Source organism: Pseudomonas sp. P110(2024) (genome assembly GCF_057480795.1).
The window spans coordinates 24,440-51,415 of record NZ_JBLIYT010000017.1; the positions used below are offsets into that span (position 1 = coordinate 24,440).

The following is a 26,976-nucleotide window of genomic DNA, read 5'->3' on the forward strand; positions in this document are numbered from 1 at the left end:
CCGCTGTCAGAGATCAGCCAGCGTCGACACCAGGATCGCCTTGATCGTGTGCATGCGGTTCTCCGCCTGCTCGAAGGCGATGCACGCCGGCGACTCGAACACGTCATCGGTCACTTCGATGCCGTTGGCCAGGTGCGGGTACTGTTCGGCGATCTGCTTGCCGACCTTGGTCTCGGAGTTGTGGAACGCTGGCAGGCAGTGCATGAACTTGGTGCGTGGGTTGCCGGTGGACTTCATCAGTTCCTTGTTCACCTGGTAGGGCAGCAGCAGCTTGATGCGCTCACCCCAGGCCTCGACCGGCTCGCCCATTGATACCCAGACGTCGGTGTGGACGAAGTCGACGCCCTTGACCGCGGCTTTCGGGTCTTCGGTCAGGGTGATACGCGCGCCGCTCTCCTCGGCGTATTTCTGGCAGCGCTCGACCAGGTCATCATGGGGCCACAGGGCCTTGGGCGCGGCGATGCGCACGTCCATGCCGAGCTTGGCGCCGATCAGCAGCAGCGAGTTGCCCATGTTGTTACGGGCGTCACCCAGGTAGGCGTAGCTGATGTCGTGCAGCGGCTTGTCGCTGTGCTCACGCATGGTCAGCACGTCGGCGATCATCTGCGTCGGGTGGTACTCGTCGGTCAGGCCGTTGAACACCGGCACGCCGGCGAACTTGGCCAGTTCCTCGACGATCTCCTGCTTGAAGCCACGGTACTCGATGGCGTCATACATGCGCCCAAGCACGCGGGCGGTGTCCTTCATGCTCTCCTTGTGGCCGATCTGCGAGGAGTTTGGGTCGATATAGGTGACGTTGGCGCCCTGGTCGTAGGCGGCGACTTCGAAGGCGCAGCGGGTGCGCGTCGAGGTCTTCTCGAAGATCAGGGCGATGTTGTTGCCCTTCAGGTGCTGCTGCTCGGTGCCGGTGTACTTGGCGCGCTTGAGATCGCGGGACAGGTCCAGCAGGTACTTCAGCTCGCGGGTGCTGTGGTGTTCGAGGCTCAGCAGGTTGCGGTTGTGGATGTTGAACGCCATGACGGTTCTCCTTGGATTCGGTGAGGTGCCCGGCCGCTGTCTCGTGGAGGCGACCGGGTGCGATGGACGTTTAGTAGTCGATAGGGTCGCGCACGATCGGGCAGGTCATGCAGTGACCGCCGCCGCGGCCCCGGCCCAGCTCGCCGGCGCTGATGGTGATGACCTCGATCCCGGCCTTGCGCAGCAGGGTATTGGTGTAGGTGTTGCGGTCGTAGCCGATGACCACGCCCGGCTCCACGGCCACCACGTTGTTGCCGTCATCCCACTGTTCGCGTTCGGCGGCGAAGCTGTTGCCGCCGGTCTCGACCACGCGCAGCTTGACCCCCAGGTGCTCGCCGACCACCTCGATGAACGACTTGTTCTCGCGGCGCACGTCCATGCCATAAGGCTTGCTTTCGTCCGGACGGATGATGAACGGCACGATCTCCTTGACCACTTCCGGGAAGACCGTGACCAGGTCGCGGTCGCAGAAGCTGAACACGGTGTCCAGGTGCATCGCGGCGCGGGACTTGGGCAGGCCTGCGACGATGACTTTCTCCACCGCGCCCTTGGCGAACAGGTTCTGTGCCAGCTGGCCGATGGCCTGGCGCGAGGTGCGCTCACCCATACCGATGAGCACGACGCCCTTGCCGATCGGCATCACGTCGCCGCCTTCGAGGGTGGCGTTGCCATGGTCCTTGTCCGGGTCGCCGTACCAGACCTGGAAGTCGGCGTTGGTGAATTCCTTGTGGAACTTGTAGATGGCGGTGGTCAGCAGGGTTTCCTGGCGTCGCGCCGGCCAGTACATCGGGTTGAGCGTCACGCCGCCGTAGATCCAGCAGGTGGTGTCGCGGGTGAACTGGGTGTTGGGCAGTGGCGGCAGGATGAAGCTGGAGTGGCCCAGGTAGTCGTTGTACATCTTGACCACGCTGGCACCTTCGCTTTCCGGCAGGTCCTGACCGGCCACACCGCCGATCAGGAATTCGGCCAGGTGGCGTGGATCGAGGCCTTCGAGCCAGCTGCGCACTTCATTGGTGAGGCCGACGCCGACGGTGTCGGAGGTGATCTTGCGGTCGAGAATCCACTTCAACGCTTCGGGTTGCTGGACGATGTCGGTCAGCAGGTTGTGCATCTCCAGCACATCGACGCCGCGTTCGCGCATCTTGGTGACGAAGTCGAAGTGGTCGCGTTTGGCCTGGTCGACCCAGATCACGTCGTCGAACAGCAGTTCGTCGCAGTTGCTCGGGGTCAGGCGCTTGTGCGCCAGGCCCGGGCTGCAGACCATCACTTTGCGCAGCTTGCCGGCTTCGGAATGGACGCCGTATTTCTGTTTCTCAGTGGACATGGTGAATCCTCCTGTAAAGCGAAGACGTGGGGTTCAGAGAGTCAGGAAGCCGTCGTACAGGCCGTAAGCTGCCACCAGGGCGCCCGCGACCACGGCGGCGAAGATCAGTTTTTCCACGCTGGTGAAGATCGGTTGGCCAACTTCGCGCTTGGCCTTGGCGAACAGGATCGCGCCAGGGGCGTAGAGCAGGGCCGAGAGCAGCAGGTATTTCACGCCGCCGGCGTACAGCAGCCAGATCGCGTAGAGCAGGGCGATGCCGCCGATGATCAGGTCTTTCTTGCGTTCGGCCAGGGCCTGTTCGTAGGTCTCGCTGCGCACCGCCAGCAGCACCGCGTAGGCTGCCGACCACAGGTAGGGCACCAGGATCATCGAGGTGGCGAGGTAGATTAGCGACAGGTAGGTGCTGTTGGAGAACAGGGTGATGACCAGGAAGATCTGCACCATGGCGTTGGTCAGCCACAGGGCGTTGGCCGGCACATGGTTGGCGTTCTCGCGGCGCAGGAACTCCGGCATGGTGTGGTCCTTGGCGGCGGCGAACATGATCTCGGCGCACAGCAGCACCCACGACAGCAGGGCGCCCAGCAGCGAGATGATCAGGCCGACGCTGATCAGCACCGCGCCCCAGTGGCCGACCACGTGTTCCAGCACCGCGGCCATCGATGGGTTTTGCAGCTTGGCCAGCTCCGGCTGGGTCATCACGCCCAGCGACAGCACGTTGACCAGCACCAGGAACAGCAGCACGGTGACGAAGCCGATGACCGTGGCCTTGCCGACGTCAGAGCGTTTTTCGGCACGGGAGGAGAAGATGCTCGCGCCCTCGATGCCGATGAACACCCACACGGTGACCAGCATCATGTTGCGCACCTGGTTCATCACGCTGCCCAGCTCCGGCGTGCCGACCGCCCAGATGTCCGCAGTGAAGACATCGAGCTTGAAGGCGAACAGGCAGATCAGCGCGAACAGCGCCAGCGGCACGACCTTGGCCACGGTGGTGACCAAGTTGATGAAGGCGGCTTCCTTGATGCCGCGCAGCACCAGGAAGTGCACGGCCCATAGCAGGATCGAAGCACCGATCACCGCCGCCGGGGTGTTGCCTTCGCCGAACACCGGGAAGAAATACCCCAGGGTGCTGAACAACAGCACGAAGTAGCCGACGTTGCCCAGCCAGGCACTGATCCAGTAGCCCCAGGCCGAGGAAAAGCCCATGTAGTCACCGAAACCGGCCTTGGCGTAGGCGTATACCCCGCCGTCAAGATCGGGCTTGCGGTTGGCCAGGGTCTGGAAGACGAAGGCAAGGGTGAGCATGCCCACCGCGGTGATGGCCCAGCCGATCAGCACGGCGCCGACGCCAGCGCTGGCGGCCATGTTCTGGGGTAACGAGAAGATCCCGCCACCGATCATCGAGCCGACGACAAGTGCAACGAGTGCACCCAGTTTTAGTTTTCCGGGAGAATCAGACATTTAACGACTCCGTACCAGGAGAAAGTTGACCTCAGAATAAATCTGACGCCTGGATCATTCGCTGACTTAGATCAGTTCATGCCCGCATGAAGATCAGAAAAATCCCTCATGCGCCTCCTGGAGGATGCCGACAGCTCTGACGCAGGCCTTGTGTGCTGGCACCTCCATGTACTTCCAGAGCAAACGCTCCGTTTCGCCTGCGAACTGAGAAGTTAGTCCGTTTTGCGGCTTTCGCAAATTTTTCACAGCAAATAGCGACGGGTTTAGACGAACCGACAAGTAGTCGACTAATGTGGTTTTTATTAAGGTGTCGGGATAGACAGCATGGTTATGAGTGCTATAGGTTTAATGGCTTTATTTGATAAAAAACTTGTAACAATAATGTCGGACAATACGTTGTTCACGCGCGCCTGCGCACGAGGAGCCCCATGAGCGAACCGGGACAGAAACTGCGCTTGGGGGCGCTGATCGCGCTGGTGGTCGGCTCGATGATCGGCGGCGGGATCTTCTCGTTGCCGCAGAACATGGCCGCCCGCGCCGATGTCGGGGCGGTGCTGATCGGCTGGGGCATCACCGCGGTGGGGATGCTGGCGCTGGCGTTCGTCTTCCAGACCCTGGCCAACCGCAAGCCGGAGCTGGATTCCGGGGTCTATGCCTACGCCAAGGCCGGGTTCGGCGACTACATGGGGTTCTCCTCGGCCTGGGGCTACTGGATCAGTGCCTGGCTGGGCAACGTCGGCTACTTCGTGCTGCTGTTCAGTACCCTTGGTTTCTACTTTCCGGTGTTTGGCGAAGGCAACACGCCAGTGGCCATCGGTAGTGCCTCGCTGTTGCTGTGGGCGGTGCATTTCCTGGTGCTGCGCGGCATCAAGGAAGCCGCCTTCATCAACCAGGTGACGACCGTGGCCAAGGTCGTGCCGTTGCTGATGTTCATCGTCATCGCCGCCTTCGCCTTTCGCGCCGACATCTTCACCCGCGATATCTGGGGGCTGAGCAATCCGCAGTTCGGCAGCGTGCTGGAGCAGGTGCGTAACATGATGCTGGTGACGGTGTTCGTGTTCATCGGCATCGAGGGGGCGAGTGTCTACTCGGGGCGGGCGCTGCATCGCTCGGATGTGGGCAAGGCCACCGTGGTGGGCTTTCTCGGCGTGCTGGCGCTGCTGGTGCTGGTCAACGTGCTGTCGCTGGGGGTGATGACCCAGCCGGAGCTGGCCGGTCTGCAGAACCCTTCGCTGGCCTCGGTGCTTGAGCATATCGTCGGGCCCTGGGGGGCGCTGTTGATCAGCATCGGCCTGGCGGTGTCGCTGCTCGGTGCACTGCTCTCGTGGGCGCTGCTGTGCGCCGAGATCCTCTACGCCACCGCCCGGGACAAGACCATGCCGCGCTTCCTGGCGCGGGAGAACGCCAACCAGGTACCGGCCAACGCGCTGTGGCTGACCAATGTGATGATCCAGGGGTTTCTGCTGATCACTCTGTTCTCGGCGGGGACCTACACCAGCCTGATCTACCTGGCGTCGTCGATGATTCTGGTGCCGTACTTCTGGTCGGCGGCCTATGCCGTGCTGCTGGCCTGGCGCGGTGAAGGCTACCAGGGGCAGGCGGGGCTGCGGCGCAAGGACCTGCTGGTGGCGGCGATCGCGCTGCTGTATGCGATCTGGCTGCTGTATGCCGGAGGGCTCAAGTACGTGTTGCTGTCGGCGCTGCTGTATGCGCCCGGGGTGATCCTGTTCGCCCGGGCCAAGCGCGAGCAGGGGCAGGTGCTGTTCAGCGCGTGGGAGAAACTGATCTTCGCGGCGGTGCTTGCCGGGGCGGGGCTGGCGGCGTATGCCCTGTATTCGGGGTTGTTGAACCTTTGACTTGCAGGCGCCGTCGCAACGTCGCTGTCATTTGGCGCCGCAGCGCAAATGAATCAACCTTGCAGTTCGACAGCGCCTGGTGGCGTGGGACGTTCCGGGCGTGACCAGATCCACAGGTTGCCCAGGGTCATGCCGGCGATGGCGAGGAACACCGGCCAGTGGTGTTCGAGAACGGTCAGCATCAAGCCGGCGCACAGCAGCATGCTGATGGTCGCGCTGACCTTGGCGCGGCGCTGGATCACCTTGCCGTTGCGCCAGTTGTAGAGGATCGGACCGAACAGCCGGTGGTTCTCCAGCCAGGCGGACAGGCGCGGCGAGCTGCGGGTCGCGGCCCAGGCGGCGAGGAGGATGAACTCGGTGGTGGGCAGCCCTGGGATGACGATGGCCACAAGGCCAATGCCCAGGCTGACATAGGCCAGGATCGCGTAGAGCAGGCGGGACAGTTTCGAGCGGGCGATTCGGGTCATGGTCTCACTGCAACGGTGTGGCCGCCCGCAGGCGGCCGGGTAAAGCGTGTCAGGCCAGCGCGGCGTCGGCGGCGTAGGCATGCTTGAGCAGCTCGGTGAAGCGCTCGAAGGCAGCAACAGCGCCTCGTTCGGCGGCAGCGTCTTCCTCGGGCGACAGGTCCAGGCTGTCGAGGATGCGGGTGAACTGCTTCCAGCCCTCGGCACGGCCGCCCGCCGGTTCGCCCAGGTGACGGGCACCGAAGGTTTCGGACAGCTCCAAGGCCACGGCACGCTTGATCAGGAACGCGGCGCCCAGTTTGGAGCCTTCGGAGACGAAGATCCAGCCCAGCGCCTCGCCCAGGCTTGGCTTGCCCAGGGCGCCGGCGAAGGGCGCGGGCACTTCGGTGTCGAGGTCGGCCAGGTCCAGGCGGGCCTGTTCGGCGCGGCAGCGCGCGGCGAGGTCGGGCACGATGGCGATCAGTTGCGGGTCGGTGTACAGCGCCTGCAGCTCGGACTGGAACAGGTACTGGGCAACCACGAAGCGGGCGAAGCTTTCGCGGCTGTCGAACGGCTTGTGCGACTTCACCAGGGCGTCCAGCTCGGTGTGCGGGGCGTGGGTGACCTGATTCAGGCGCTGGGAGCGCAGGGCAGCGCGTTCGGTGGAAGGGGCGGTCATGGGGGCATCCTTGGAAAATGGGGCGTCTAGTGACAAGACGAAACAGAAGACGTGGGACAGTAAAAAAACCTCACCTGCGAAGTGAAATCATTCTCATGACTTGAAACGGGCGGCACCTGCATCGCGGTCGCCGCCCTTTTCAGCCGATCAGATATCCCACACCAAGTTGATGGCGAAGTTGCGCCCCGGCATGGTCAGCCGATCAAGGTTGGCTGGCTGGGTCACGCCTGCTTCGCCAAGCGCGTCGTAGCCACGGACGTCATCCCACTGCCAATACTTTTTGTCGGTCAGGTTGTAGAGCCCTGCGTTTACGGTGATGTCGTCCGTCACCTTGTAGAAACCGGTCAGGTCCAGTACGCCATAGCCAGGGGTGCGGAACTGCTTGCTGGCACCATCGGGGGCGAAGAAGGTGGAATCGTCGACCCGGTCCTTGCGTTTTACCAGGGTCCAGCTAAGCAGGCCGCCATAGTTGGAGGTTTCGTAACCCAACCCGAGGACTGCGGTCAGCGGGTTGACACTGTTCAGCGGCTGGCCGTTATCGTCATTGCGACCATGGGCGTAGGCCAGCGAGCCCTGGGTGTACAGGCCCTGTGCTGCACCGAAGTGGTCGAGGTTCAAGCGACCCTTGAACTCTGCGCCCTTGATAGTGGCGTGCTTGATGTTGTTGGCCTGGAAAGTCGAGCCAAGGTTTGCCGACTGTACTGCGTCCTCGTTGATAAAGTCGCGATACTTGTTGTAGAACACCGCCACGTCGAAGTTGCCGGCCTCGAAGCTGCCGCGCAGGCCCGTTTCGTAGCTCTTGCTCTTCTCTGGTTCGAGGTTTGGGTTCGGCTCGACGCTGTAGCCGAGCGTAGGGTTGTCAAAGCGGCCGTACATGGCCTTGGCGGTCGGGGTACGGAAGCCCTCGGCGTACTGACCGTACCAGGTGTAGTTGTCGTTGAATGCGTAAGTCACGCCAAATTTAGGCGAGACCCGATGCCATTTCTTGTCCGAGTCATCGATACTGCCCGGCGCGGCGCCAGTGCCCTGGATACCGCGCAGGAACTCGGCAGTCATCTCTGGTTCCATGCGGGTGTAGTCATATCGCAGGCCTGGCAGGAAGGTCCAGTTGTTCCAGCGGATCTCATCCTGAGCGAACAGGCTGTAGGTGTTCACGGTTGGATCCGGGAAATCGCTCACCAACGCCTGGCCGTCACTGGGGCTGTTCTGGCCGATGGCGGTGCAGCTACCTCCGACGTTCAGGCAGGTGCCGGTGCCGCTTCGCGCGCCGGTGATCTTTTCGTGCTTGAGCGTTGTGCCGTAGGTCAGCAGGTGGTCAGTGGCGCCAATGCTGAACGCTTTGTCCAACTGGCCATCGAAGACCCACTGGCGATCCTTGTAAGTAGTCTGGCGATCGCGAAACACCTGGCGGCCACTGGCGAAGTACAGTTCGTCTGTGCGTTGATCGGTCTTGGCAATCTGGTAGTTCAAGCTCCATTTCGCGTGATCGGCAACCAGGCTGTCGAGGCCGAACTTGTGGTTGATGCCGAAGCGTTCTCGGGTGACGGTGTCGTTGCCCTGACGCATGCGGTACATGTTTGAGGCGCCGCGACCAGGAATGAATGGACCACCCACCGCGCTCAGGATGTTCTGGTCGCGGTCATCCTTGTAGTGCTCGTAGGTGAATCCCAACCGGGCATCGTCGGCATAGTCCCAGCCAAGCTTGGCCAGGACGTTAGTGGTGCGCACGTCCTCGGGGTTGGCCTCGCTACGGCCAAGACCGGTGCCGCCATGCTTGCCATATGATTCGGTTTCGTGGCCGTTGCGCTGGCTGATATGCAGCAGGCCGTCAAAGTCGCCTTGGCGGCCGGCGACAGTGGCCGAGGTCAACCAGCTTTCGTCGGCTGAGCTGTAGCCGGTCTTCAGGCGGGCGCCGACATCGTTACCGGGTTTGATGATGTCCTCAGGGTCGAGGGTGAAGTAACTTACCGCGCCGCCGATGGCATTGCTGCCGTACAGCACCGAGGCAGGACCGCGGAGGATCTCCACCCGCTTGACGATCTCCGGATCGACGTAGTTGCGTTGTGTCTGGGCATAGGGGCCGTAGAAAAAGCTGTCGGGGATCGACACACCGTCAACCTGGGTCAGGATACGTTCACCGTCGATGCCCCGGATGTTGTAGCCGTTCAGTCCGCTACGCTGGCCAACACCGCCGACCGAGACGCCGGGCTCGTAGCGCACCAGTTGCTTGATGTCATTGACGTTCTGCCGATCCAGCTGCTCGCGGGGCTGCACGCTGACGGTGCTTGGCACCTGGCTGACATCCTGGGCGCTGCGGGTGGCGCTGACGGTCACCTGTTGCAGGGCGATGGCGTTGCCGGCCCACTGGCGTTCGAGCACCACGTTGCCGTTGCCGATCTTGCGATAGCCCAGGCCGGTGCCGCGCAGCAGGCGCTGCAGTGCCGCTTCCGGGGCCAGCGAGCCCTGCACGCCGGGCGAGGCCACACCGTCGGCGAGCTCGGCGCTGAAGCCGACCTGCCAGCCAGTCACCTTGCTGAACGCGTTGATGGCCTCGACCAGCGGCTGCTGGGCGATGGCGAAACGGTAGTCGCCCATGCGCGGGCTGCTGGCCTGGGCCGGTTCCACGGCCAGCGCCGGCAGGCTGCAGGTGCCGCTGGCGAGCAGGGCCAGGGTCAGCAGGGACAATTGCCCGCGACGGCGGGAAGAAGTGGACGGGCGGGTCTGACCTGTGGGCATTGAAAGCGCTCCCTGTCGCGCGTGAGTTATAGGCGGTACTTGTTCTCGTTTTCGAACGAGAATCAATCGTATTGGCTATAACGAGACGGGCGAGGCAGGGCGATCGCGTAAAAAAACTTGCCGGGTCAGTTGAGAATCACCACGGCTGGGTACTCATGCAGTTGCGCCGAGGTGATATGGGCGAGGGCGCGCAGGGTTTCCAGCGGCTGGTCGAGGCGGTAGTTGCCGGTGACCGCGACCTGCTCCAGGTGGGTGTTGCGGTTGATGATCCAGCCTGGGTAGTAGCGGCGGACTTCTGCGAGCACCTGGCTCAGCGGGCAGTTCTCGAACACCAGGCGGCCCTCGATCCAGGCCAGGTCCTTGCTCATGTCGGGACGCTGGCGCTGGCCGAACCCCTTGGGGCCGACGCTGATGCTGTCGCCAGCGCTCAGACGGATGCGCTGGTCGCTCGCGGCCTGCAGGTCGACATCGCCGCGCTGCACCCGCACCTGGGCCTCGCCATCGAGGTAGCGTACGGCGAAGTCGGTATCGCGCACGCTGGCGCGCAACGGACCGGCCTGGACCTCCAGGGGGGGCTGGCTGGCGTTGGACACCTGGAAGTACGCCTCGCCTTGCAGCAGGCGGGCGACCTTGCGACCTTCGCGTTCGTCGCTGGCGAAGGCCGAATTGGTGTTGAGCAGCACCTTGGCGCCCGGGTCCAGCTCCAGGCGCTGGCGTTCGCCGACCACGGTCAGGTGGTCGGCCTGCAGGCGCACCGGCAGGTTGCCGAAAGTGGACAGCCCGACCAGCAGCACGGCGGCGGTGGCCAGCGGTTTCCAGTGGCTGCGCAGGCGCCCGGCGAGCGAGCGCTTGCGCCTGTGCTGCAACTGGCCGGCGGCCTGGCGCAGCGAGGCGCCGTTCCACAGCGCTTCGGCCTCGACATAGGCCTCGGCGTTTTCCGGCTCGGCCCCCAGCCAGTGCTCGAAGGCGCGGGTGTCGTCCTCGCTGGCGCACTGCAGGCGGATCAACCAGTCGAGCGCCTCCTCGCGGGCACGGGCGCGGGCATCAGGCTCGGCAGGTGACGGGCGAGGGGGGCGGTGGTCGGTCACGGAGGATCCTTGCATCGGGCATTTTTTGCGCATGATCAGTGCAGACCTTGCCCATGGCAAGGGCTTTGCGCAGGCCAGTGGCGAGCGGTCGCATCACTGGTGACGATCGGCCACGCCCATGCAGATGGCCATGATCAGTTTCAGCTCCTTCTGCACCGTACTGGCCGAGACCTTCAGTTGGTCGGCGATTTCCAGGTAGCTGGCGCCGTGCAGGCGGCTGAGGATGAAGATGCGCTGCTGGCGTTCGCTGAGCTGGCCGAGGCTGACGCTCAGGTGCTTGAGCAGTTGCTCGGCGTGGGCGGCGTCCTCGCTGCTGGTCGAGGGGGCGGCGACATTGTGCAGGACCTGCTCGGGCACATCGTCCACCAGCGTGCGCGCCTGCACCCGACGTGCGCGCAGGTGGTCCAGGGCCAGGTTGCGGGCGGTCTGGAAAACGAAGGGTTCGAGGTGCTCGATCGGCCGCTCGCCCAGGGCGCGGGTGACTCGCAGGTAGGTTTCCTGCAGCAGGTCCTCGGCGGTGCTGGGGTTGCCCACCATGCGTTGCAAGGTGCGCAGCAGGGAGAGGCGCTGGCTGAGGAACACGGAGTTGAACCGGGACTGACTCACGGGGAAACCTGGGCGTTTTCGGGTGAATGATAATGCTTATCATCCATGCTCCAGGTCAAGCGTGGAAATGTCACGAACAGGTAAATATTGCGGCTAACGCGGTCTCTTTAGGAGACCACCCAGCCCTGCGGGCTACGCTGTCGCGTAGGGAACTACCCCCCTGTGGGAGCGGCCTTGCGTCGCGAAAGGGCTGCGCAGCAGCCCCGGCAATTTCGAAGATGGCTCAGAATCTGGGGCCGCTACGCGCCCCTTTCGCGACGCAAGGCCGCTCCCACAGGGATACAGCTCTCTGCGCGACCACCTGCAAGGGATCGTGCAAGACTTCACCTGGCGTTGAACAACGCCAGGCAGTTGTCCAGCATGCGGTTGGAGAAGCCCCATTCGTTGTCGTACCAGGCCAGCACCTTGAGCATGCGCCCGTTGGCGCGGGTGTGGTTGGCGTCGAAGATCGACGACAGCGGGTTGTGGTTGAAGTCGCACGACACCAGCGGCAGGGCGTTGTAGCCCAGCACCCGCGAGTGGCGGCTGGCTTCGAGGAACAGCTGGTTGACTTCGTCGGCGCTGGCCTCGCGCTTGAGGTTGACCGTGAGGTCGACCAGCGACACGTTGATCACTGGCACCCGCACGGCCATGCCGGTGAGCTTGCCGGCCAGCTCCGGCAGCACCAGGCCCACGGCTTCGGCGGCGCCGGTCTTGCTCGGGATCATCGACTGGGTGGCCGAGCGGGCGCGGTACGGGTCGCCGTGGTAGACGTCGGTAAGCACCTGGTCGTTGGTGTAGGCGTGGATGGTGGTCATCAGGCCTTGCTCGATGCCGAACTCGCGGTGCAGCACCTGGGCGATCGGCGCCAGGCAGTTGGTGGTGCACGAGGCGTTGGAGATGATCTGGTGCGAGGCGCGCAGCACGTCGTGGTTGACCCCGTACACCACGGTGGCGTCGGCGCCCTTGGCCGGCGCGCTGACGATGACCTTGGCGGCGCCGGCCGTCAGGTGCGCGGCGGCCTTGGCGCGTTCGGTAAACAGCCCGGTGCACTCGAACACCACATCGATGGCCAGGGTCTTCCAGGGTAATTCGGCGGGGTTGCGGATGGCGCTGACGGCGATGCGGTCGCCATTGACGGTGAGGCTTTCATGGTCGGCCTCGACGCTGGCGTCGAAAATGCCGTGGACGCTGTCGTACTTGAGCAGGTGGGCGTTCATCGCGCTGTCGCCCAGGTCGTTGATGGCGACGACCTGCAGGTCCTGGCGGTAGCCCTGCGTGTACAGTGCGCGCAGGACGTTGCGTCCGATGCGGCCGAATCCGTTGATGGCGATGCGTAGGGTCATGGCGTTACCTCTGGCAGTCGGGTGAAGCCTGTGGCACAAAGAGCAGCTTCACTGAAACGGTTTTGTTATTGGAATTACAAGATTATTCACCGAGAGATAGAAAACAAGCCTTTTTGCTGGCAGTATTTTGTTTAAACATACAACGAGTGGTCGGGTCAGCCCCATTTCGAACGGTCCAGGCACCTGTTTCTACAGCCTAGGTCGCAATCGTTTGGAGGGGAAATGGCCAGTGGAGGCCGCCCCACAGTTAGCCTGGAGTCCAGTACATGCATCCGCGCATCCTTGAGGTCACCGAACGGCTGATCGCCCGCAGCCGCCGTACCCGTGAACGCTACCTTGAGCTGATCCGTGGGGCGGCCAGTGACGGACCCATGCGCGCCAGCCTGCAGTGCGCCAACTTCGCCCATGGCGTGGCCGGCTGTGGCGGCGAGGACAAGCAGACCCTGCGCCTGATGAACGCCGCCAACGTGGCCATCGTCTCGGCCTACAACGACATGCTCTCGGCGCACCAGCCGTACCAGCACTTCCCCGAACAGATCAAGCAGGCCCTGCGCGAAGTCGGCTCGGTCGGCCAGTTCGCCGGCGGCGTGCCCGCCATGTGCGATGGCGTGACCCAGGGCGAGCCGGGCATGGAGCTGGCCATCGCCAGCCGCGAAGTGATCGCCATGTCCACCGCCATCGCCCTGTCGCACAACATGTTCGACGCCGCCCTGATGCTGGGCATCTGCGACAAGATCGTTCCCGGCCTGATGATGGGCGCGTTGCGCTTCGGTCATCTGCCGACCATCTTCGTGCCGGGTGGGCCGATGGTCTCGGGCATCTCCAACAAGGAAAAGGCCGATGTGCGCCAGCGCTACGCCGAGGGCAAGGCCACCCGCGAGCAATTGCTCGAATCGGAAATGAAGAGTTACCACGGTCCGGGCACCTGCACCTTCTACGGCACCGCCAACACCAACCAGCTGGTGATGGAGGTGATGGGGCTGCACCTGCCGGGCGCCTCGTTCGTCAACCCGTATACGCCGCTGCGCGACGCCCTCACCGCCGAGGCCGCGCGCCAGGTCACGCGCATGACCAAGGCCAGCGGCAATTTCATGCCCATCGGCGAGATCGTCGACGAAAAGGCGCTGGTCAACTCGATCGTTGCCCTGCACGCCACCGGCGGCTCGACCAACCACACCCTGCACATCCCGGCCATCGCCCAGGCCGCCGGCATCCAGCTGACCTGGCAGGACATGGCCGACCTGTCCGAGGTGGTGCCGACGCTGTCCCACGTCTATCCGAACGGCAAGGCCGACATCAACCACTTCCAGGCCTCCGGCGGCATGGCGTTCCTCATTCGCGAGCTGCTCGACGCGGGCCTGCTGCACGAGGACGTCAACACCGTGGCCGGGCATGGCCTGCGCCGCTATACCCAAGAGCCGTTCCTCGAAGATGGCCAACTGGTCTGGCGCGAAGGGCCGAAGGACAGCCTCGACGAAAGCATTCTGCGCCCGGTGGCACGACCGTTCTCCGCCGAGGGCGGCCTGCGGGTCATGGAGGGCAACCTGGGGCGCGGCGTGATGAAGGTATCGGCGGTGGCGCCGGAGCATCGCGTGGTCGAGGCGCCCGCCCGGGTGTTCCACGACCAGCAAGCGCTGGCCGATGCGTTCAAGGCCGGAGAGCTGGAGCGCGACTTCGTCGCCGTGGTGCGCTTCCAGGGCCCGCGTTGCAACGGCATGCCTGAGCTGCACAAGCTGACACCCTTCCTCGGTGTGCTGCAGGATCGCGGCTTCAAGGTGGCGCTGGTTACCGACGGGCGCATGTCCGGCGCCTCGGGCAAGATTCCGGCGGCCATTCACGTGTGCCCGGAAGCCTTCGATGGCGGCCCGCTGGCGCGGGTGCGCGATGGTGATATCGTGCGTGTCGATGGTGCCGAAGGCACGCTGCGGATCATGGTCTCGGCCGAGGAGCTGGCCAGCCGTGAACTGCCCGAGCCGCCCACGGGCAACGACCTGGGCTGCGGGCGCGAGCTGTTCGGCTTCATGCGCGTGGCGTTCAGTTCGGCCGAACAGGGCGCGAGCGCCTTCACCTCGGCCCTGGAGAATCTCAAATGAAGGCCTTGCTGGTCGGCGACATCGGCGGCACCAACGCACGTTTCGCCTTGTGGCGCGACAATGAGCTGCAGGCGGTCCAGGTGCTGGCCACCGCCGACTACACCAGCCCCGAGCAGGCCATCGAGGCCTACCTCGCCGACCAGGGCATCGCCCGTGGCGGCCTAGCGGCGGTGTGCCTGGCAGTGGCCGGCCCCGTGGACGGCGACGAATTCCGCTTCACCAATAACCACTGGCGCCTGAGCCGCAGCGCGTTCTGCCAGGCGCTGCAGGTCGAGCGCCTGTTGTTGATCAACGATTTTTCCGCCATGGCCCTGGGCATGACGCGCCTGCGCGACGGTGAGTTCCGCGAGGTCTGCGCAGGCCACGCCGATCCGTCGCGCCCGGCGCTGGTGATCGGCCCCGGCACCGGCCTGGGCGTGGGCAGCCTGCTGCGCCTGGGCGAGCACTGGCTGGCGCTGCCGGGGGAGGGCGGGCATGTCGACCTGCCGGTGGGCAACGCCCGCGAGGCGGCGATCCACCAGGAGATTCACCGGCAGATCGGACATGTCAGCGCCGAGACGGTGCTCAGTGGCGGTGGGTTGGTGCGCTTGTACCAGGCGATCTGTGTGCTCGACGGCGCCACGCCGACGCACAAGACTCCGGCGCAGATTACCGACGCGGCCCTGGCCAGCGAGCCCCGGGCACTGGCGGTGATCGAGCAGTTCTGCCGCTTCCTCGGGCGGGTGGCGGGCAACAATGTGCTCACCCTGGGCGCCCGGGGTGGGGTCTACATTGTCGGTGGGGTGATTCCGCGTTTCGCCGAGTTGTTCCTGGGCAGCGGATTCGCCGCGAGTTTCGCCGACAAGGGCTGCATGAGTGGTTATTTCGCCGGGGTGCCGGTATGGCTGGTGACGGCGGAGTTTTCCGGGTTGTTGGGTGCCGGGGTGGCCTTGCAGCAAGCGTTGGATCATTGAGCGTCATCGCGGGGCAAGTCGCATCGGCGATTGGCCCTCACAGCAGACACTAAGATCTGCGAATAACAAGAGGACTGACCATTGTGACCACTGCCGGCAAATCGATCCTGATGGTCGATGACGACCAGGACATCCGCGAACTGTTGCAGACCTACCTCGCCCGCTGCGGCCTGCAGGTCCATGCCGAACCCGATGGCCAGGGCTTTCGCCGTGCCCTGGATGCCAACCCCTATGACCTGGTGATCCTCGACGTGATGCTGCCCGACGAGGATGGCTTCAGCCTGTGCCGCTGGGTCCGCCAGCATCCACGCCAGGCGCGGGTGCCGATCATCATGCTCACCGCCAGTTCCGACGAGGCCGACCGGGTCATCGGCCTGGAGCTGGGTGCCGATGACTACCTCGGCAAACCCTTCAGTCCACGTGAACTGCAGGCGCGCATCAAGGCCTTGCTGCGTCGCGCCGATTTCGCTCAGGCGGCGCCGGCCAGCGCGGTACTGGCCTTCGACGACTGGCGCCTGGACACGGTCAGCCATCGCCTGTTCCACCGCGATGGCGAAGAGGTGATCCTCTCCGGCGCCGACTTCGCCCTGCTCAAGCTGTTCCTCGACCACCCGCAGCAGATCCTCGACCGCGACACCATCGGCAACGCCACCCGCGGGCGCGAGCCGATGCCGCTGGACCGTATCGTCGACATGGCGGTCAGTCGCCTGCGCCAGCGCCTGCGCGACACGGAAAAACCCCCTCGGCTGATCCGCACCGTGCGCGGCAGCGGCTACCTGCTGGCGGCCAATGTCTGCCCGGCCTAGCGAACGCCGCTGGCGCCTGCTGCCGCGCTCGCTTCTGGGGCGCATGCTGCTGCTGACCTTGCTGGTGGTGTTGCTGGCCCAGGGGCTGTCGAGCCTGATCTGGGTGGCGCAACTGCGCGCCAGCCAGCTGCAGGGCCTGCGTGCCAGCGCTGGCAGCCTGGCTCATTCGATGAGCGCCAGCGTCAGCTACTTCCGTTCGCTGCCGGTGGCCTACCGGCCCATGGTCCTCGACCAGTTGCGCAGCATGGGCGGAACGCGCTTCTTCGTTTCGCTCAACGTCAAGCCGCTGGATATGCCGGTGCTGCCGATCACCCCGCGCAAGCAGGCGGTGATCGACGTGTTCCAGGACGTGTTGCATGAGCGCCTGGGCCAGCAGATGGAAATTTCCGTCGAATTCGTCAGCCCCGACGACCTGCGGATCTTCAACAGCGGCCTGAAACTCGATGAGCTGCCTCGCTCCTGGGCGCACTACTCGTTGACCCTGGAGCCGCTCAACCCGCCGGTGCTGGTGACCCAGATCCGCCTGGGTGAGGGCGAGTGGCTGTACATCGCCTCGCTGCTGCCCGAGCCTTACACCAGCCTCGAGGCCGAGCGCCTGCCGCGTCAGCAGATCGGCTTCATTGCCATGACCACTGCCCTGCTGTTGCTGTTCATCGGCCTGTTGGTGCACTGGCAGAGCCGGCCGCTCAAGCGCCTGGCGCGGGCGGCGCGGGAAATGTCGCTGGGCGCCGATGTGGCCCCGGTGGCCGAGGGCGGCGGCAGCGAAGTGGTCGAGGTGGGGCGGGCGTTCAACAGCATGCGCGAGCGGATCAGCCGCTATCTCACCGAGCGCGCCCAGCTGTTCAGCGCCATCTCTCATGACTTGCGCACACCGATCACGCGCCTGCGGCTGCGGGTCGAACTGCTCGAGGACGAGAAGCTGCAAGCGAAGTTCAGCCGCGACCTCGATGAGCTGGAGCTGCTGGTCAAGGGCGCGCTGCAATGTGTCAAGGACACCGACATTCACGAGAACATCGAGCCGATTGACCTCAACCAGGTGCTGGAGATGCTTGCCGAGCCTTACCTCGGCGACGGGCGCATCACCCTCGAGGGGCAGGCGCTGGCGCCGTACCCCGGCAAGTCACTGGCCCTGCGCCGCTGCATCGGCAACCTGATCGATAACGCCATAAAGTACGGCGAGCGGGCGCACCTGCGGATTCTCGACAGTGCCGAGAGCTTTGTCCTGCAGGTGGACGACCAGGGGCCGGGGGTGCCGGAGCAGCGCCTGGAGCAGGTGTTCGAGCCGCATTTCCGGCTGGCCGGGCAGCAGCAGGGCTATGGGCTGGGGCTGGGGATCGCGCGCAACATCGCCCACAGCCATGGTGGCGAGGTGAGCCTGTTCAACCTGCGTGAGGGTGGACTGCGGGTGACCTTGTACCTACCCCGTACAACCGATTGACACGCTCCTACAGGGGCCTGATGTCACTAAATGGTGACAATCGAGCCGGTCTTCGTGACATGCCAGCCAGGACGGCTGACTAGAATCGGCTGACAACAACAAGGAAGACCACGTCCATGGCCAACCGCTGGATCGACTCCCCGACACACCATGCCTGGCTCGACGCCGAGGCCCTGCGCCTGCTTGCCTTCGCCAGGGCTTCGCGCCTGCCCCAGGGGTTCGGCAACCTCGACGACGAAGGCCGCCTGCCCCGTTGCGCCCTGGCCGAGACCATGAACACCGCGCGCATGACCCATAGCTTCGCCCTGGCGCATATCCAGGGCGTTCCGGGTTGCCGCGAGCTGGTCGAGCATGGCGTCGAGGCCCTGCTGGGCCCGCTGCGCGACCAGGAGCACGACGGCTGGTACGCCCAGCCCGAAGGCCACGGCGACACCGGCAAGGCCGCCTACCTGCATGCTTTCGTCGCCCTTGCCGCGAGCTCGGCGGTGGTAGCGGGTGTCACGCAGGCCCAGGCACTGCTCGATGCCGTGGTCCGGGTCATCGAGCAGCGCTTCTGGTGCGAGGAGGAGGGCGCCTTGCGCGAGTCGTTCTCCCGCGACTGGGGGCAAGCGGAGGCTTACCGTGGCGCCAACAGCAACATGCACGGCGTCGAGGCGTTTCTCGCCCTGGCCGATGTGACCGGCGACACGCTGTGGCTGCGCCGCGCCCTGCGGATCGTCGAACGCTTGATCCTGGCCCAGGCCGCCGCCGATGGTTTGCGGGTCACCGAGCATTTCGACGCGCTCTGGCAGGCGTTACCCGACTACAACCGTGACAACCCCGCCGACGGCTTCCGTCCCTACGGCACCACGCCCGGCCATGCCTTCGAATGGGCCCGTCTGGTGCTGCACCTGGAAGCGGCCCTGCAGCGGGCGCAATTGCCGGCGCCGGCTGCTTTGCTGCCCGCCGCCAGGGGCCTGTTCGACAGTGCCTGCCGCCATGCCTGGCAGGCTGATGGCGCCCCGGGGCTGGTCTATACACTGGACTGGCGCAACCGACCGGTGGTGCGCGAACGCCTGCACTGGGTGCATGCCGAGGCCAGCGCCACCGCCGCGGCCCTGTTGCGACGTACCGGCGAGGCGCAATATGAACATTGGTATCGCTGCTTCTGGGACTTCATCGCCAGCCACTTCATCGACCGCGGCCACGGCAGTTGGCATCACGAGCTGGACCCGGCGCTGCTGCCCAGCGCGCGGATCTGGGGCGGCAAACCCGACCTCTACCACGCCTACCAGGCCCTGCTGCTGCCCCGCCTGCCGCTGGCGCCGAGCCTGGCCACGGCCCTGGCTTTGTAACCAAACGATGACATTCGCGCATCCGTTCGTTACCTGGCGGCGGGCGCGGGCTCCCTACACTCCATGCCATGCAAGCGACAGTCTTGCCTCGCATAACAACAAGAAAGGTATTCCCATGCATTCGACGCTTCGTCTCGCCGCCGCGATCTCCTTTGCCTCCCTGTTTTCCCTCAGTGCCCAGGCCGCCGATTCCAAAGGCAGTGTGGAAGTCGTCCATTGGTGGACCTCCGGCGGTGAAAAGGCCGCGGTCGATGTGCTCAAGGCCCAGGTCGAGAAGGACGGTTTCACCTGGAAGGACGGCGCCGTGGCCGGGGGCGGTGGCTCTACCGCCATGACCGTGCTCAAGAGTCGCGCGGTGGCCGGTAACCCCCCTGGAGTGGCGCAGATCAAAGGCCCGGATATCCAGGAGTGGGCATCCACCGGCCTGCTCGACACCGATGTGCTCAAGGACGTTGCCAAGGAAGAGAAGTGGGATAGCCTGCTCGACAAGAAAGTCGCCGACACCGTGAAGTACGACGGCGACTATGTGGCCGTGCCGGTGAACATCCACCGTATCAACTGGCTGTGGATCAATCCGGAAGTGTTCAAGAAGGCCGGTATCGACAAGGCCCCGACCACCCTCGATGAATTCTACGCCGCTGCCGACAAGCTCAAGACCGCCGGTTTCATCCCACTGGCCCACGGTGGCCAGCCGTGGCAGGACAGCACCGTGTTCGAGAATGTGGTGCTCTCGGTGATGGGCGTCGAGGGTTACAAGAAGGCCCTTGTCGAACTGGACAAGGATGCCCTGACAGGTCCCGAGATGGTCAAGGCGCTCACCGAGCTGAAGAAAGTCGCCACCTACATGGACCCTGACGGCAAGGGCCAGGACTGGAACTTGGAGGCGGCCAAGGTCATCAACGGCAAGGCCGGGATGCAGATCATGGGCGACTGGGCCAAGAGCGAATGGACCCTGGCCAAGAAGACCGCCGGCAAGGACTACCAGTGCGTGGCCTTCCCAGGCACCGACCAGGCCTTCCTCTACAACATCGACTCGCTGGTGGTGTTCAAGCAGAAGGACAAGGGTACCGCAGCGGGCCAGCAGGACATCGCCCGCAAGGTGCTGGGCGAGGACTTCCAGAAGGTCTTCAGCATCAACAAAGGCTCGATCCCGGTGCGTAACGACATGCTCGCCGACATGGGCAAGTACGGTTTCGACAGCTGCGCCCAGACCGCGGCCAAGGACTTCCTGGCCGACGCCAAGACCGGCGGCCTGCAACCGAGCATGGCGCACAACATGGCCACCACGCTGGCGGTGCAGGGAGCGTTCTTCGATGTGGTGACCAACTACATCAACGATCCTAAGGCCGATCCTGCGGATGCGGCGAAGAAACTCTACTCGGCGGTGAAGGCGGCTCAGTAGTCCTTGTCTGGCGAGGCTTCCTGTGGGAGCGGCCTTGTGTCGCGAAAGGACCGCGTAGCGGTCCCGGAACCCAGCAGGACAGTCCCTCCGGCTTAGCTCATCAAGCCCCGGGGCTGCTGCGCAGCCCTCTCGCGACGCAAGGCCGCTCCCACAGGGCTCCGAGTCGTTCTCGAAACGAGATCTGAACCATGACCACAGCAACCGCCCGCCTGCGGGCATCCCCCCTGGACGCGCTGCAGCGCTGGCTACCGAAGCTGGTGCTGGCGCCGAGCATGTTCATCGTCCTGGTGGGTTTCTACGGCTACATCCTGTGGACCTTCGTCCTCTCGTTCACCACCTCGACCTTCCTGCCTACTTACAAGTGGGCGGGCCTGGCGCAGTACGCCCGGCTGTTCGACAACGACCGCTGGTGGGTGGCGAGCAAGAACCTGCTGCTGTTCGGTGGACTGTTCATCGGCATCACCCTGGCCATCGGCGTGTTCCTTGCCGTGCTGCTTGACCAGCGCATCCGCCGCGAAGGTTTCATCCGCACCATTTACCTGTATCCCATGGCCCTGTCGATGATCGTCACCGGTACCGCCTGGAAGTGGCTGCTCAACCCCGGCATGGGCCTGGACAAGCTGCTTCGCGATTGGGGCTGGGAAGGCTTTCGCCTGGACTGGCTGATCGACCCCGACCGCGTGGTCTACTGCCTGGTGATCGCCGCCGTGTGGCAGGCCTCGGGCTTCATCATGGCGATGTTCCTCGCCGGTCTGCGTGGCGTCGACCCGTCGATCATCCGCGCCGCCCAGCTCGACGGCGCCAGCCTGCCGCGCATCTACTGGACCGTGGTGCTGCCCAGCCTGCGCCCGGTGTTCTTCAGCTCGTTGATGATCCTTTCGCACATCGCGATCAAGAGCTTCGACCTGGTGGCGGCGATGACTGCTGGTGGCCCGGGCTACTCCTCGGACCTGCCGGCCATGTTCATGTACTCGTTCACCTTCAGCCGCGGGCAGATGGGCATGGGCTCGGCCAGCGCGATCCTCATGCTGGGCGCCATCCTGGCAATCCTCGTGCCTTACCTGTACTCCGAGCTGCGGGGGAAACGCCATGACTAGCCCGATCGACAAACCGGCGCTGAACCTCAGCCGCGTCGCCGTCCACGCCGTGCTGCTGCTGGCCGTGCTGCTGTACCTGGTGCCGCTGGTGGTGATGCTGCTGACCAGCTTCAAGACCCCCGAGGACATCGGCAGCGGCAACCTGCTGAGCTGGCCCACCGCGTTCACCGCCATCGGCTGGAGCAAGGCCTGGGCCACGGTCAGCGGCTACTTCGTCAACTCGATCCTGATCACCGTGCCGGCGGTATTGATTTCCACGGCCATTGGCGCGCTCAACGGCTATGTGCTGTCGATGTGGCGCTTCCGTGGCTCGCAGCTGTTCTTCGGCCTGTTGCTGTTCGGCTGCTTCCTGCCGTTCCAGACCGTGCTGCTGCCGGCCTCGTTCACCCTCGGCAAGCTGGGCCTGGCCAGCACCACCAGCGGGCTGGTGCTGGTGCACGTGGTGTACGGCCTGGCCTTCACCACGCTGTTCTTCCGCAACTACTACGTGAGCATCCCCGAGGCGCTGGTCAAGGCCGCGCGCCTGGACGGCGCCGGGTTCTTCACCATCTTCGGGCGGATCATCCTGCCGATGTCGACGCCGATCATCATGGTCTGCCTGATCTGGCAGTTCACCCAGATCTGGAACGACTTCCTGTTCGGCGTGGTGTTCTCCAGCGGCGACTCGCAACCGATCACCGTGGCCCTCAACAACCTGGTCAACACCAGCACCGGTGCCAAGGAATACAACGTCGACATGGCCGCGGCGATGATCGCCGGGCTGCCGACGCTGCTGGTCTACGTGGTCGCGGGCAAGTATTTCGTGCGCGGGCTGACCGCCGGCGCGGTCAAGGGGTAAGTCATGGCAACACTCGAACTTCGCAATGTGCACAAGACCTACGGCGTGGGCCTGCCGGACACGCTCAAGGACATCCAGCTGGCGATCAAGGACGGCGAGTTCCTGATCCTGGTCGGCCCCTCGGGCTGCGGCAAGTCGACGCTGATGAACTGCATCGCCGGCCTTGAGAGCATCAGTGGCGGGGCGATCCTCATCGACGACGAGGACGTCAGCGGCATGAGCCCCAAGGACCGCGACATCGCCATGGTGTTCCAGTCCTACGCGCTGTACCCGACCATGAACGTGCGCGACAACATCGCCTTCGGCCTGAAGATCCGCAAGATGTCCCAGGCCGCCATCGACGAAGAGGTGGCGCGGGTCGCCAAGCTGCTGCAGATCGAGCACCTGCTCGAGCGCAAGCCCGGGCAGCTGTCCGGTGGCCAGCAACAGCGGGTGGCCATGGGCCGAGCGCTGGCGCGCCGGCCAAAGATCTACCTGTTCGACGAGCCGCTGTCGAACCTCGATGCCAAGCTGCGGGTGGAGATGCGCACCGAGATCAAGCTGATGCATCAGCGCCTGAAGACCACCACGGTGTACGTCACCCACGACCAGATCGAGGCGATGACGCTCGGTGACAAGGTGGCGGTGATGAAGGACGGCATCATCCAGCAGTTCGGCACGCCGCAGCAGATCTACAACGACCCGGCCAACCTGTTCGTCGCCAGCTTCATTGGCTCGCCGCCGATGAATTTCATTCCGGTGCGCTTGACGAAGCAGGACGGTCGCGTGCTGGCGCTGCTCGACAGCGGCCAGGCGCGCTGCGAGCTGCCGCTGGGCGTGGTGGCGGACGAGCTGGAAGGTCGCGAGATCATCCTCGGCGTGCGCCCGGAGCAGATCGCCCTGGGGGCGGAGCAGGGCAATGGCCTGCCGGGCATCCGCGCCGAAGTGCAGGTCACCGAGCCCACCGGCCCGGACCTGCTGGTGTTCGTCACCCTCAATCAAACCAAGGTCTGCTGCCGTCTGGCGCCGGATGTGGCATGCCGGGTCGGTGACAGCCTCAACCTGCAGTTCGACCCGGCGCGGGTTCTGCTGTTCGACGCCGGCAGCGGCGAACGCCTGGACCTTGCCGCCACCGCCGTGAAGGACAACGTGACGCGTTTCAAAGGTCGTTAAGAACGGCGGCCGCTCCCACAGGAAAGATCAGGCCGTTGATTCGTTCTGTTAATAACAAGAAAAGAGGACGCAAAGGGATGGAACATCGCAATCGCATCAGGACACTGGGCTCACTGGCACTGCTGGCCGTGGTCGGCAGCAGCGGGGCCCAGGCCGCCGAGGCTTTCTCGTCGGAATCGAAATGGATGACCGGCGACTGGGGCGGCACCCGCACCGAGTTGCTGGAGAAGGGCTACGACTTCACCCTCGACTACGTCGGCGAGGTGGCCGGCAACCTGCACGGCGGCTACAACAACGACAAGACCGCGCGCTACAGCGACCAGTTCGCCCTGGGTGCGCACCTGGACCTGGAGAAGATCTTCGGCTGGAAGGACACCGAGTTCAAGCTGGCGATCACCGAGCGTAGCGGCCGCAACCTGTCCAACGACCGCATCAGCGACCCGCGTGCCGGGCAGTTCAGCTCGGTGCAGGAAGTCTGGGGGCGCGGCCAGACCTGGCGCCTGACCCAGATGTGGGTCAAGCAGAAGTACTTCGACGGCGCGCTGGATGTGAAAGTCGGCCGCTTCGGCGAGGGCGAGGACTTCAACAGCTTCCCCTGCGACTTCCAGAACCTGGCCTTCTGCGGCTCGCAGGTGGGCAACTGGGTCGGCGGCATCTGGTACAACTGGCCGGTCAGCCAGTGGGCGCTGCGGGTCAAGTACAACATCACCCCGGAATTCTTCGTCCAGGTCGGCGCCTACGAGCAGAACCCGTCGAACCTGGAGACCGGCAACGGCTTCAAGCTCAGCGGCAGTGGCACCAAGGGCGCGATCCTGCCGGTGGAGGCGGTGTGGTCGCCGAAGGTCAACGGCCTGCCGGGCGAGTACCGCCTGGGCTACTACTACAGCACCGCCAAGGCCGACGACGTGTACGACGACATCAACGGCAACCCGCAGGCGCTGACCGGCGCGGCGTTCAAGTCGCACTCCAGCAAGCACGGCTGGTGGGTGGTGGCGCAGCAGCAGGTCACCGCCCATGCCGGCGACGTCAATCGCGGCCTGAGCCTGTTCGCCAACTTCACCGTGCACGACAAGGCCACCAACGTGGTCGACAACTACCAGCAGGTCGGCCTGGTCTACAAAGGTGCCTTCGACGCCCGACCCAAGGACGACATCGGCTTCGGCATCGCCCGCATCCACGTCAATGACGACGTGAAGAAGCGCGCCGAGCTGCTCAATGCCCAGAGCGGTATCAACGACTACGACAATCCGGGCTTCGTGCCGCTGCAGCGCACCGAGTACAACGCCGAACTCTACTACGGCTTCCACGTCACCAACTGGCTGACCGTGCGGCCGAACCTGCAGTACATCAAGAGCCCGGGCGGTGTGGACGACGTGGATAACGCGCTGGTCGCGGGGTTGAAGATTCAGTCGTCATTCTGAGAAAAATTGTTGTAAATTTACGCCATCCATCTCGACTTACCGCTAACCACTGGCCAGCAGTGGTTAGCGGGCACGGGGTGAGACAGCGCTATCTCAAACAACAAAAGAGCTCAGAACCATGCCTGAACATCCGCTACATCGCTTCTTCACCTCGCAACGGCCCAGGCCGACCTTCGAGTGGGAGCGTTACCAGCAGCGCGATGTGCTGATCATCGACCACCCAAGCTGCCAAGCGGTGTTCAGCCGCCAGGGCGCGCAACTGCTGCATTTCCAGCCGGCCGGCGAGAAGCCCTGGCTGTGGTGCGCCGAGCAGTGGCCGCAGGTGGGCGCCATCCGCGGTGGCGTGCCGGTGTGCTGGCCATGGTATGGCCGTCATCCCAGCGAGGACCTGTGGCCGGCCCACGGCTGGGCGCGCCTGCTGGACTGGAAGCTGGTGGACAGCCTTGAGGACGAGCAGGGCGTGGCCCTCAAGTGGCGCCTGGACCTGTGCGACTGGCAGGTCGACCTGCACGCCCGGCTTGGCGCGAGCATGGAACTGAGCCTGAGCACCGAGCACCAGGACAGCGAGCCGTGTCAGCTGAGCCATGCGCTGCTGGCCTACTGGCGAATCAGCGACGTGTCGAAGATAGCGCTGTCCGGGCTCGAGGATATCCAAGGCTACGATCGCCTCAATCGCCAGGCCTGCCGCGAGGACGGCGCGCTGACCCTCAAGGGCGGTTGCCAGAAAGTCTATCCCGGCACACCCAAGGTGCAGTTGCAGGATCCGGACTGGCAGCGCGAGCTGTGCATCGACACCGGCGACAGCGATGACACCGTGGTCTGGCACCCGGGCAATCGCCCGTTGATGGGCGTGACCGGGCGCGAATGCCAGGGCTTCGTCTGCGTCGAGGCGGCCAGCGGCAGTGGCGAGGGCCTGAGCCTGGCGCCGGGGGAGCGGGCGCACCTGCGGCTGCAGGCGCACCGGCTCAGTTGAGGTCGTCGTCCTCGATCGGGTAGCGACTGGCGTTGAGGCTTTCCTTGATCTTGCGCAGGTGCGGCTGGAAGTCCACGCCGCGGCGCAGAGTCATGCCGGTGGCCAGCACGTCGAGCACGGTGAGCTGGATGATCCGCGAGGTCATCGGCATGTAGATGTCGGTGTCTTCCGGCAGCGGGATGTGCAGGCTCAGGCTGCAGGCCTGGGCCAGGGGCGAGCCGGCGGCGGTCAGGCCGAGCACCGAGGCGCCGTTTTCCCGGGCTAGGCGCGCCACCTCGACCAGTTCGCGGGTGCGCCCGGTGTAGGAAATGATCACGAACAGATCGCCGGTGTGGGCAACCGAGGCCAGCATGCGCTGCATCAGCACATCGGCATGGGCCGACACGGCGAGGTTGAAGCGGAAGAACTTGTGCTGGGCGTCGAGGGCCACCGGGGCCGAGGCGCCGAGGCCGAAGAAGTGGATCTGCCGGGCCTGGATCATCATGTCCACGGCGCGGCTGACCTGCTGCGGGTCGAGCGCCTGGCATGCGCTGTCCAGCGAGGCGATGGCGCTGCCGAAAATCTTCTGGGTGTAGGCGGCCGGATCGTCATCGGCCTCCACCGCGCGGCTGACATAGGCGGCCCCGCTGGCCAGGCTCTGCGCCAGCTGCAGCTTGAGCTCGGGGTAGCCGCTGACGCCGAACGAGCGGCAGAAGCGGTTGACCGTCGGTTCGCTGACCTTGGCCGCCTGGGCCAAGGCGGCGATGCTGAAGCGGGTGGCCTGTTGCGGGTTGAGCAGGATGACTTCGGCGACTTTGCGTTCGGCCTTGTTCAGCTCGTCGAGGCGGCCCTGGATCTGTTCCAGGAGGTTGCGCACGCGGTCCATGGTGTGTCCTTGGGTCGGAAGCTGGCTTTTTGCGGTGGCGTGTATCGTACTGTCGGTAAGATTGTCACA

At 64.7% G+C, this 26,976-nt stretch carries 22 protein-coding genes; 12 read left to right on the forward strand and 10 right to left on the reverse strand.

Features of this window, described 5'->3' with window-relative positions:
- Positions 1–6: 6 nt before the first annotated feature.
- From AC25ND_RS23415 to arcD (AC25ND_RS23425), 3 genes are all read right to left on the reverse strand, one after another.
- A complete protein-coding gene (locus AC25ND_RS23415; protein WP_028691984.1) occupies positions 7–1,017 on the reverse strand; it encodes an ornithine carbamoyltransferase in 1,011 nt (336 codons plus the stop codon).
- Positions 1,018–1,087: 70 nt separating this feature from the next.
- Complete coding sequence (arcA, locus tag AC25ND_RS23420) at positions 1,088–2,341, reverse strand: arginine deiminase (RefSeq protein WP_028691983.1); 1,254 nt, start codon at positions 2,339–2,341, stop codon at positions 1,088–1,090.
- A gap of 33 nt (positions 2,342–2,374) precedes the next feature.
- Positions 2,375–3,802 (reverse strand): arginine-ornithine antiporter, encoded by a 1,428-nt coding sequence (gene arcD / locus AC25ND_RS23425; protein WP_028691982.1) that lies wholly within the window; start codon positions 3,800–3,802, stop codon positions 2,375–2,377.
- Between the two features lie 428 nt (positions 3,803–4,230).
- Between arcD (AC25ND_RS23425) and arcD (AC25ND_RS23430) the strand changes: the two genes are divergently transcribed.
- Complete coding sequence (gene arcD, locus AC25ND_RS23430) at positions 4,231–5,658, forward strand: arginine-ornithine antiporter (protein ID WP_062360422.1); 1,428 nt, start codon at positions 4,231–4,233, stop codon at positions 5,656–5,658.
- 53 nt (positions 5,659–5,711) lie between these two features.
- Here arcD (AC25ND_RS23430) and AC25ND_RS23435 read toward each other — a convergent pair whose 3' ends face one another.
- The 6 genes from AC25ND_RS23435 to gap form a co-directional block, all read right to left on the reverse strand.
- A complete protein-coding gene (locus AC25ND_RS23435; RefSeq protein WP_028691980.1) occupies positions 5,712–6,125 on the reverse strand; it encodes a YbaN family protein in 414 nt (137 codons plus the stop codon).
- Positions 6,126–6,174: 49 nt separating this feature from the next.
- Positions 6,175–6,780 (reverse strand): biliverdin-producing heme oxygenase, encoded by a 606-nt coding sequence (locus AC25ND_RS23440; RefSeq protein WP_062360424.1) that lies wholly within the window; start codon positions 6,778–6,780, stop codon positions 6,175–6,177.
- 147 nt (positions 6,781–6,927) lie between these two features.
- A complete protein-coding gene (locus AC25ND_RS23445; protein ID WP_486976607.1) occupies positions 6,928–9,516 on the reverse strand; it encodes a TonB-dependent receptor in 2,589 nt (862 codons plus the stop codon).
- Positions 9,517–9,641: 125 nt separating this feature from the next.
- The gene (locus AC25ND_RS23450; RefSeq protein WP_062360428.1) at positions 9,642–10,604 is read right to left on the reverse strand and encodes a FecR family protein; all 963 of its coding nucleotides are present in this window, start codon (positions 10,602–10,604) and stop codon (positions 9,642–9,644) included.
- A 93-nt stretch (positions 10,605–10,697) separates the two neighbouring features.
- Positions 10,698–11,210 carry an RNA polymerase sigma factor gene (locus tag AC25ND_RS23455; protein ID WP_028691976.1) on the reverse strand — a complete coding sequence of 171 codons (513 nt, stop codon included), beginning with the start codon at positions 11,208–11,210 and terminating at the stop codon, positions 10,698–10,700.
- A gap of 323 nt (positions 11,211–11,533) precedes the next feature.
- Positions 11,534–12,535, reverse strand: a complete 1,002-nt coding sequence (gap, locus tag AC25ND_RS23460) for a type I glyceraldehyde-3-phosphate dehydrogenase (RefSeq protein ID WP_050704137.1) — start codon at positions 12,533–12,535, stop codon at positions 11,534–11,536.
- 266 nt (positions 12,536–12,801) lie between these two features.
- On the opposite strand from gap, the gene edd reads away from it, so the two are divergent.
- From edd to AC25ND_RS23515, 11 genes are all read left to right on the forward strand, one after another.
- Entirely contained in the window at positions 12,802–14,628 is a 1,827-nt protein-coding gene (edd, locus tag AC25ND_RS23465) for a phosphogluconate dehydratase (protein ID WP_028691974.1), read from the forward strand.
- The gene (locus AC25ND_RS23470; protein WP_186596995.1) at positions 14,625–15,581 is read left to right on the forward strand and encodes a glucokinase; all 957 of its coding nucleotides are present in this window, start codon (positions 14,625–14,627) and stop codon (positions 15,579–15,581) included. The genes edd and AC25ND_RS23470 overlap by 4 nt, the downstream gene beginning before the upstream one ends.
- 110 nt (positions 15,582–15,691) lie before the next feature.
- Positions 15,692–16,387: a response regulator gene (locus AC25ND_RS23475; RefSeq protein WP_189662194.1), complete on the forward strand. Its 696-nt coding sequence runs from the start codon at positions 15,692–15,694 to the stop codon at positions 16,385–16,387.
- Complete coding sequence (locus AC25ND_RS23480; RefSeq protein ID WP_182324178.1) at positions 16,371–17,825, forward strand: ATP-binding protein; 1,455 nt, start codon at positions 16,371–16,373, stop codon at positions 17,823–17,825. The genes AC25ND_RS23475 and AC25ND_RS23480 overlap by 17 nt, the downstream gene beginning before the upstream one ends.
- A gap of 116 nt (positions 17,826–17,941) precedes the next feature.
- On the forward strand, positions 17,942–19,159 hold the full coding sequence (locus AC25ND_RS23485) for a D-mannose isomerase (protein ID WP_186596993.1): 1,218 nt from the start codon (positions 17,942–17,944) through the stop codon (positions 19,157–19,159).
- 115 nt (positions 19,160–19,274) lie between these two features.
- Positions 19,275–20,561 carry an ABC transporter substrate-binding protein gene (locus AC25ND_RS23490; RefSeq protein ID WP_028691969.1) on the forward strand — a complete coding sequence of 429 codons (1,287 nt, stop codon included), beginning with the start codon at positions 19,275–19,277 and terminating at the stop codon, positions 20,559–20,561.
- Between the two features lie 188 nt (positions 20,562–20,749).
- Positions 20,750–21,658: a carbohydrate ABC transporter permease gene (locus tag AC25ND_RS23495; protein WP_028691968.1), complete on the forward strand. Its 909-nt coding sequence runs from the start codon at positions 20,750–20,752 to the stop codon at positions 21,656–21,658.
- Positions 21,651–22,496, forward strand: coding sequence for a carbohydrate ABC transporter permease (locus tag AC25ND_RS23500; RefSeq protein ID WP_062360432.1), 846 nt, complete (start codon positions 21,651–21,653; stop codon positions 22,494–22,496). Before AC25ND_RS23495 ends, AC25ND_RS23500 begins: the two co-directional genes overlap by 8 nt.
- Positions 22,497–22,499: 3 nt before the next feature.
- Positions 22,500–23,648: an ABC transporter ATP-binding protein gene (locus tag AC25ND_RS23505; protein ID WP_028691966.1), complete on the forward strand. Its 1,149-nt coding sequence runs from the start codon at positions 22,500–22,502 to the stop codon at positions 23,646–23,648.
- Between the two features lie 77 nt (positions 23,649–23,725).
- Positions 23,726–25,069 carry a carbohydrate porin gene (locus tag AC25ND_RS23510; protein ID WP_062360433.1) on the forward strand — a complete coding sequence of 448 codons (1,344 nt, stop codon included), beginning with the start codon at positions 23,726–23,728 and terminating at the stop codon, positions 25,067–25,069.
- A 118-nt stretch (positions 25,070–25,187) separates the two neighbouring features.
- Entirely contained in the window at positions 25,188–26,042 is an 855-nt protein-coding gene (locus tag AC25ND_RS23515; protein ID WP_028691964.1) for a D-hexose-6-phosphate mutarotase, read from the forward strand.
- Here the strand turns inward: AC25ND_RS23515 and hexR are convergent.
- The gene (hexR, locus tag AC25ND_RS23520) at positions 26,035–26,898 is read right to left on the reverse strand and encodes a DNA-binding transcriptional regulator HexR (protein ID WP_172402443.1); all 864 of its coding nucleotides are present in this window, start codon (positions 26,896–26,898) and stop codon (positions 26,035–26,037) included. The two genes, AC25ND_RS23515 and hexR, sit on opposite strands and share 8 nt — an antisense overlap.
- Between the last annotated feature and the right edge of the window lie 78 nt (positions 26,899–26,976).

Coding starts and splice junctions, on each gene's coding strand:
- AC25ND_RS23440 (WP_062360424.1), bottom strand. CDS start 6,780: ATGACCGCCCCTTCCACCGAACGCGCTGCCCTGCGCTCCCAGCGCCTG.
- AC25ND_RS23470 (WP_186596995.1), top strand. CDS start 14,625: ATGAAGGCCTTGCTGGTCGGCGACATCGGCGGCACCAACGCACGTTTC.
- AC25ND_RS23510 (WP_062360433.1), top strand. CDS start 23,726: ATGGAACATCGCAATCGCATCAGGACACTGGGCTCACTGGCACTGCTG.
- AC25ND_RS23495 (WP_028691968.1), top strand. CDS start 20,750: ATGACCACAGCAACCGCCCGCCTGCGGGCATCCCCCCTGGACGCGCTG.
- arcD (WP_062360422.1), top strand. CDS start 4,231: ATGAGCGAACCGGGACAGAAACTGCGCTTGGGGGCGCTGATCGCGCTG.
- edd (WP_028691974.1), top strand. CDS start 12,802: ATGCATCCGCGCATCCTTGAGGTCACCGAACGGCTGATCGCCCGCAGC.
- AC25ND_RS23490 (WP_028691969.1), top strand. CDS start 19,275: ATGCATTCGACGCTTCGTCTCGCCGCCGCGATCTCCTTTGCCTCCCTG.
- AC25ND_RS23480 (WP_182324178.1), top strand. CDS start 16,371: ATGTCTGCCCGGCCTAGCGAACGCCGCTGGCGCCTGCTGCCGCGCTCG.
- arcA (WP_028691983.1), bottom strand. CDS start 2,341: ATGTCCACTGAGAAACAGAAATACGGCGTCCATTCCGAAGCCGGCAAG.
- AC25ND_RS23485 (WP_186596993.1), top strand. CDS start 17,942: ATGGCCAACCGCTGGATCGACTCCCCGACACACCATGCCTGGCTCGAC.
- AC25ND_RS23415 (WP_028691984.1), bottom strand. CDS start 1,017: ATGGCGTTCAACATCCACAACCGCAACCTGCTGAGCCTCGAACACCAC.
- AC25ND_RS23515 (WP_028691964.1), top strand. CDS start 25,188: ATGCCTGAACATCCGCTACATCGCTTCTTCACCTCGCAACGGCCCAGG.
- gap (WP_050704137.1), bottom strand. CDS start 12,535: ATGACCCTACGCATCGCCATCAACGGATTCGGCCGCATCGGACGCAAC.
- arcD (WP_028691982.1), bottom strand. CDS start 3,802: ATGTCTGATTCTCCCGGAAAACTAAAACTGGGTGCACTCGTTGCACTT.
- AC25ND_RS23445 (WP_486976607.1), bottom strand. CDS start 9,516: ATGCCCACAGGTCAGACCCGCCCGTCCACTTCTTCCCGCCGTCGCGGG.
- AC25ND_RS23435 (WP_028691980.1), bottom strand. CDS start 6,125: ATGACCCGAATCGCCCGCTCGAAACTGTCCCGCCTGCTCTACGCGATC.
- AC25ND_RS23475 (WP_189662194.1), top strand. CDS start 15,692: ATGGTCGATGACGACCAGGACATCCGCGAACTGTTGCAGACCTACCTC.
- AC25ND_RS23500 (WP_062360432.1), top strand. CDS start 21,651: ATGACTAGCCCGATCGACAAACCGGCGCTGAACCTCAGCCGCGTCGCC.
- AC25ND_RS23505 (WP_028691966.1), top strand. CDS start 22,500: ATGGCAACACTCGAACTTCGCAATGTGCACAAGACCTACGGCGTGGGC.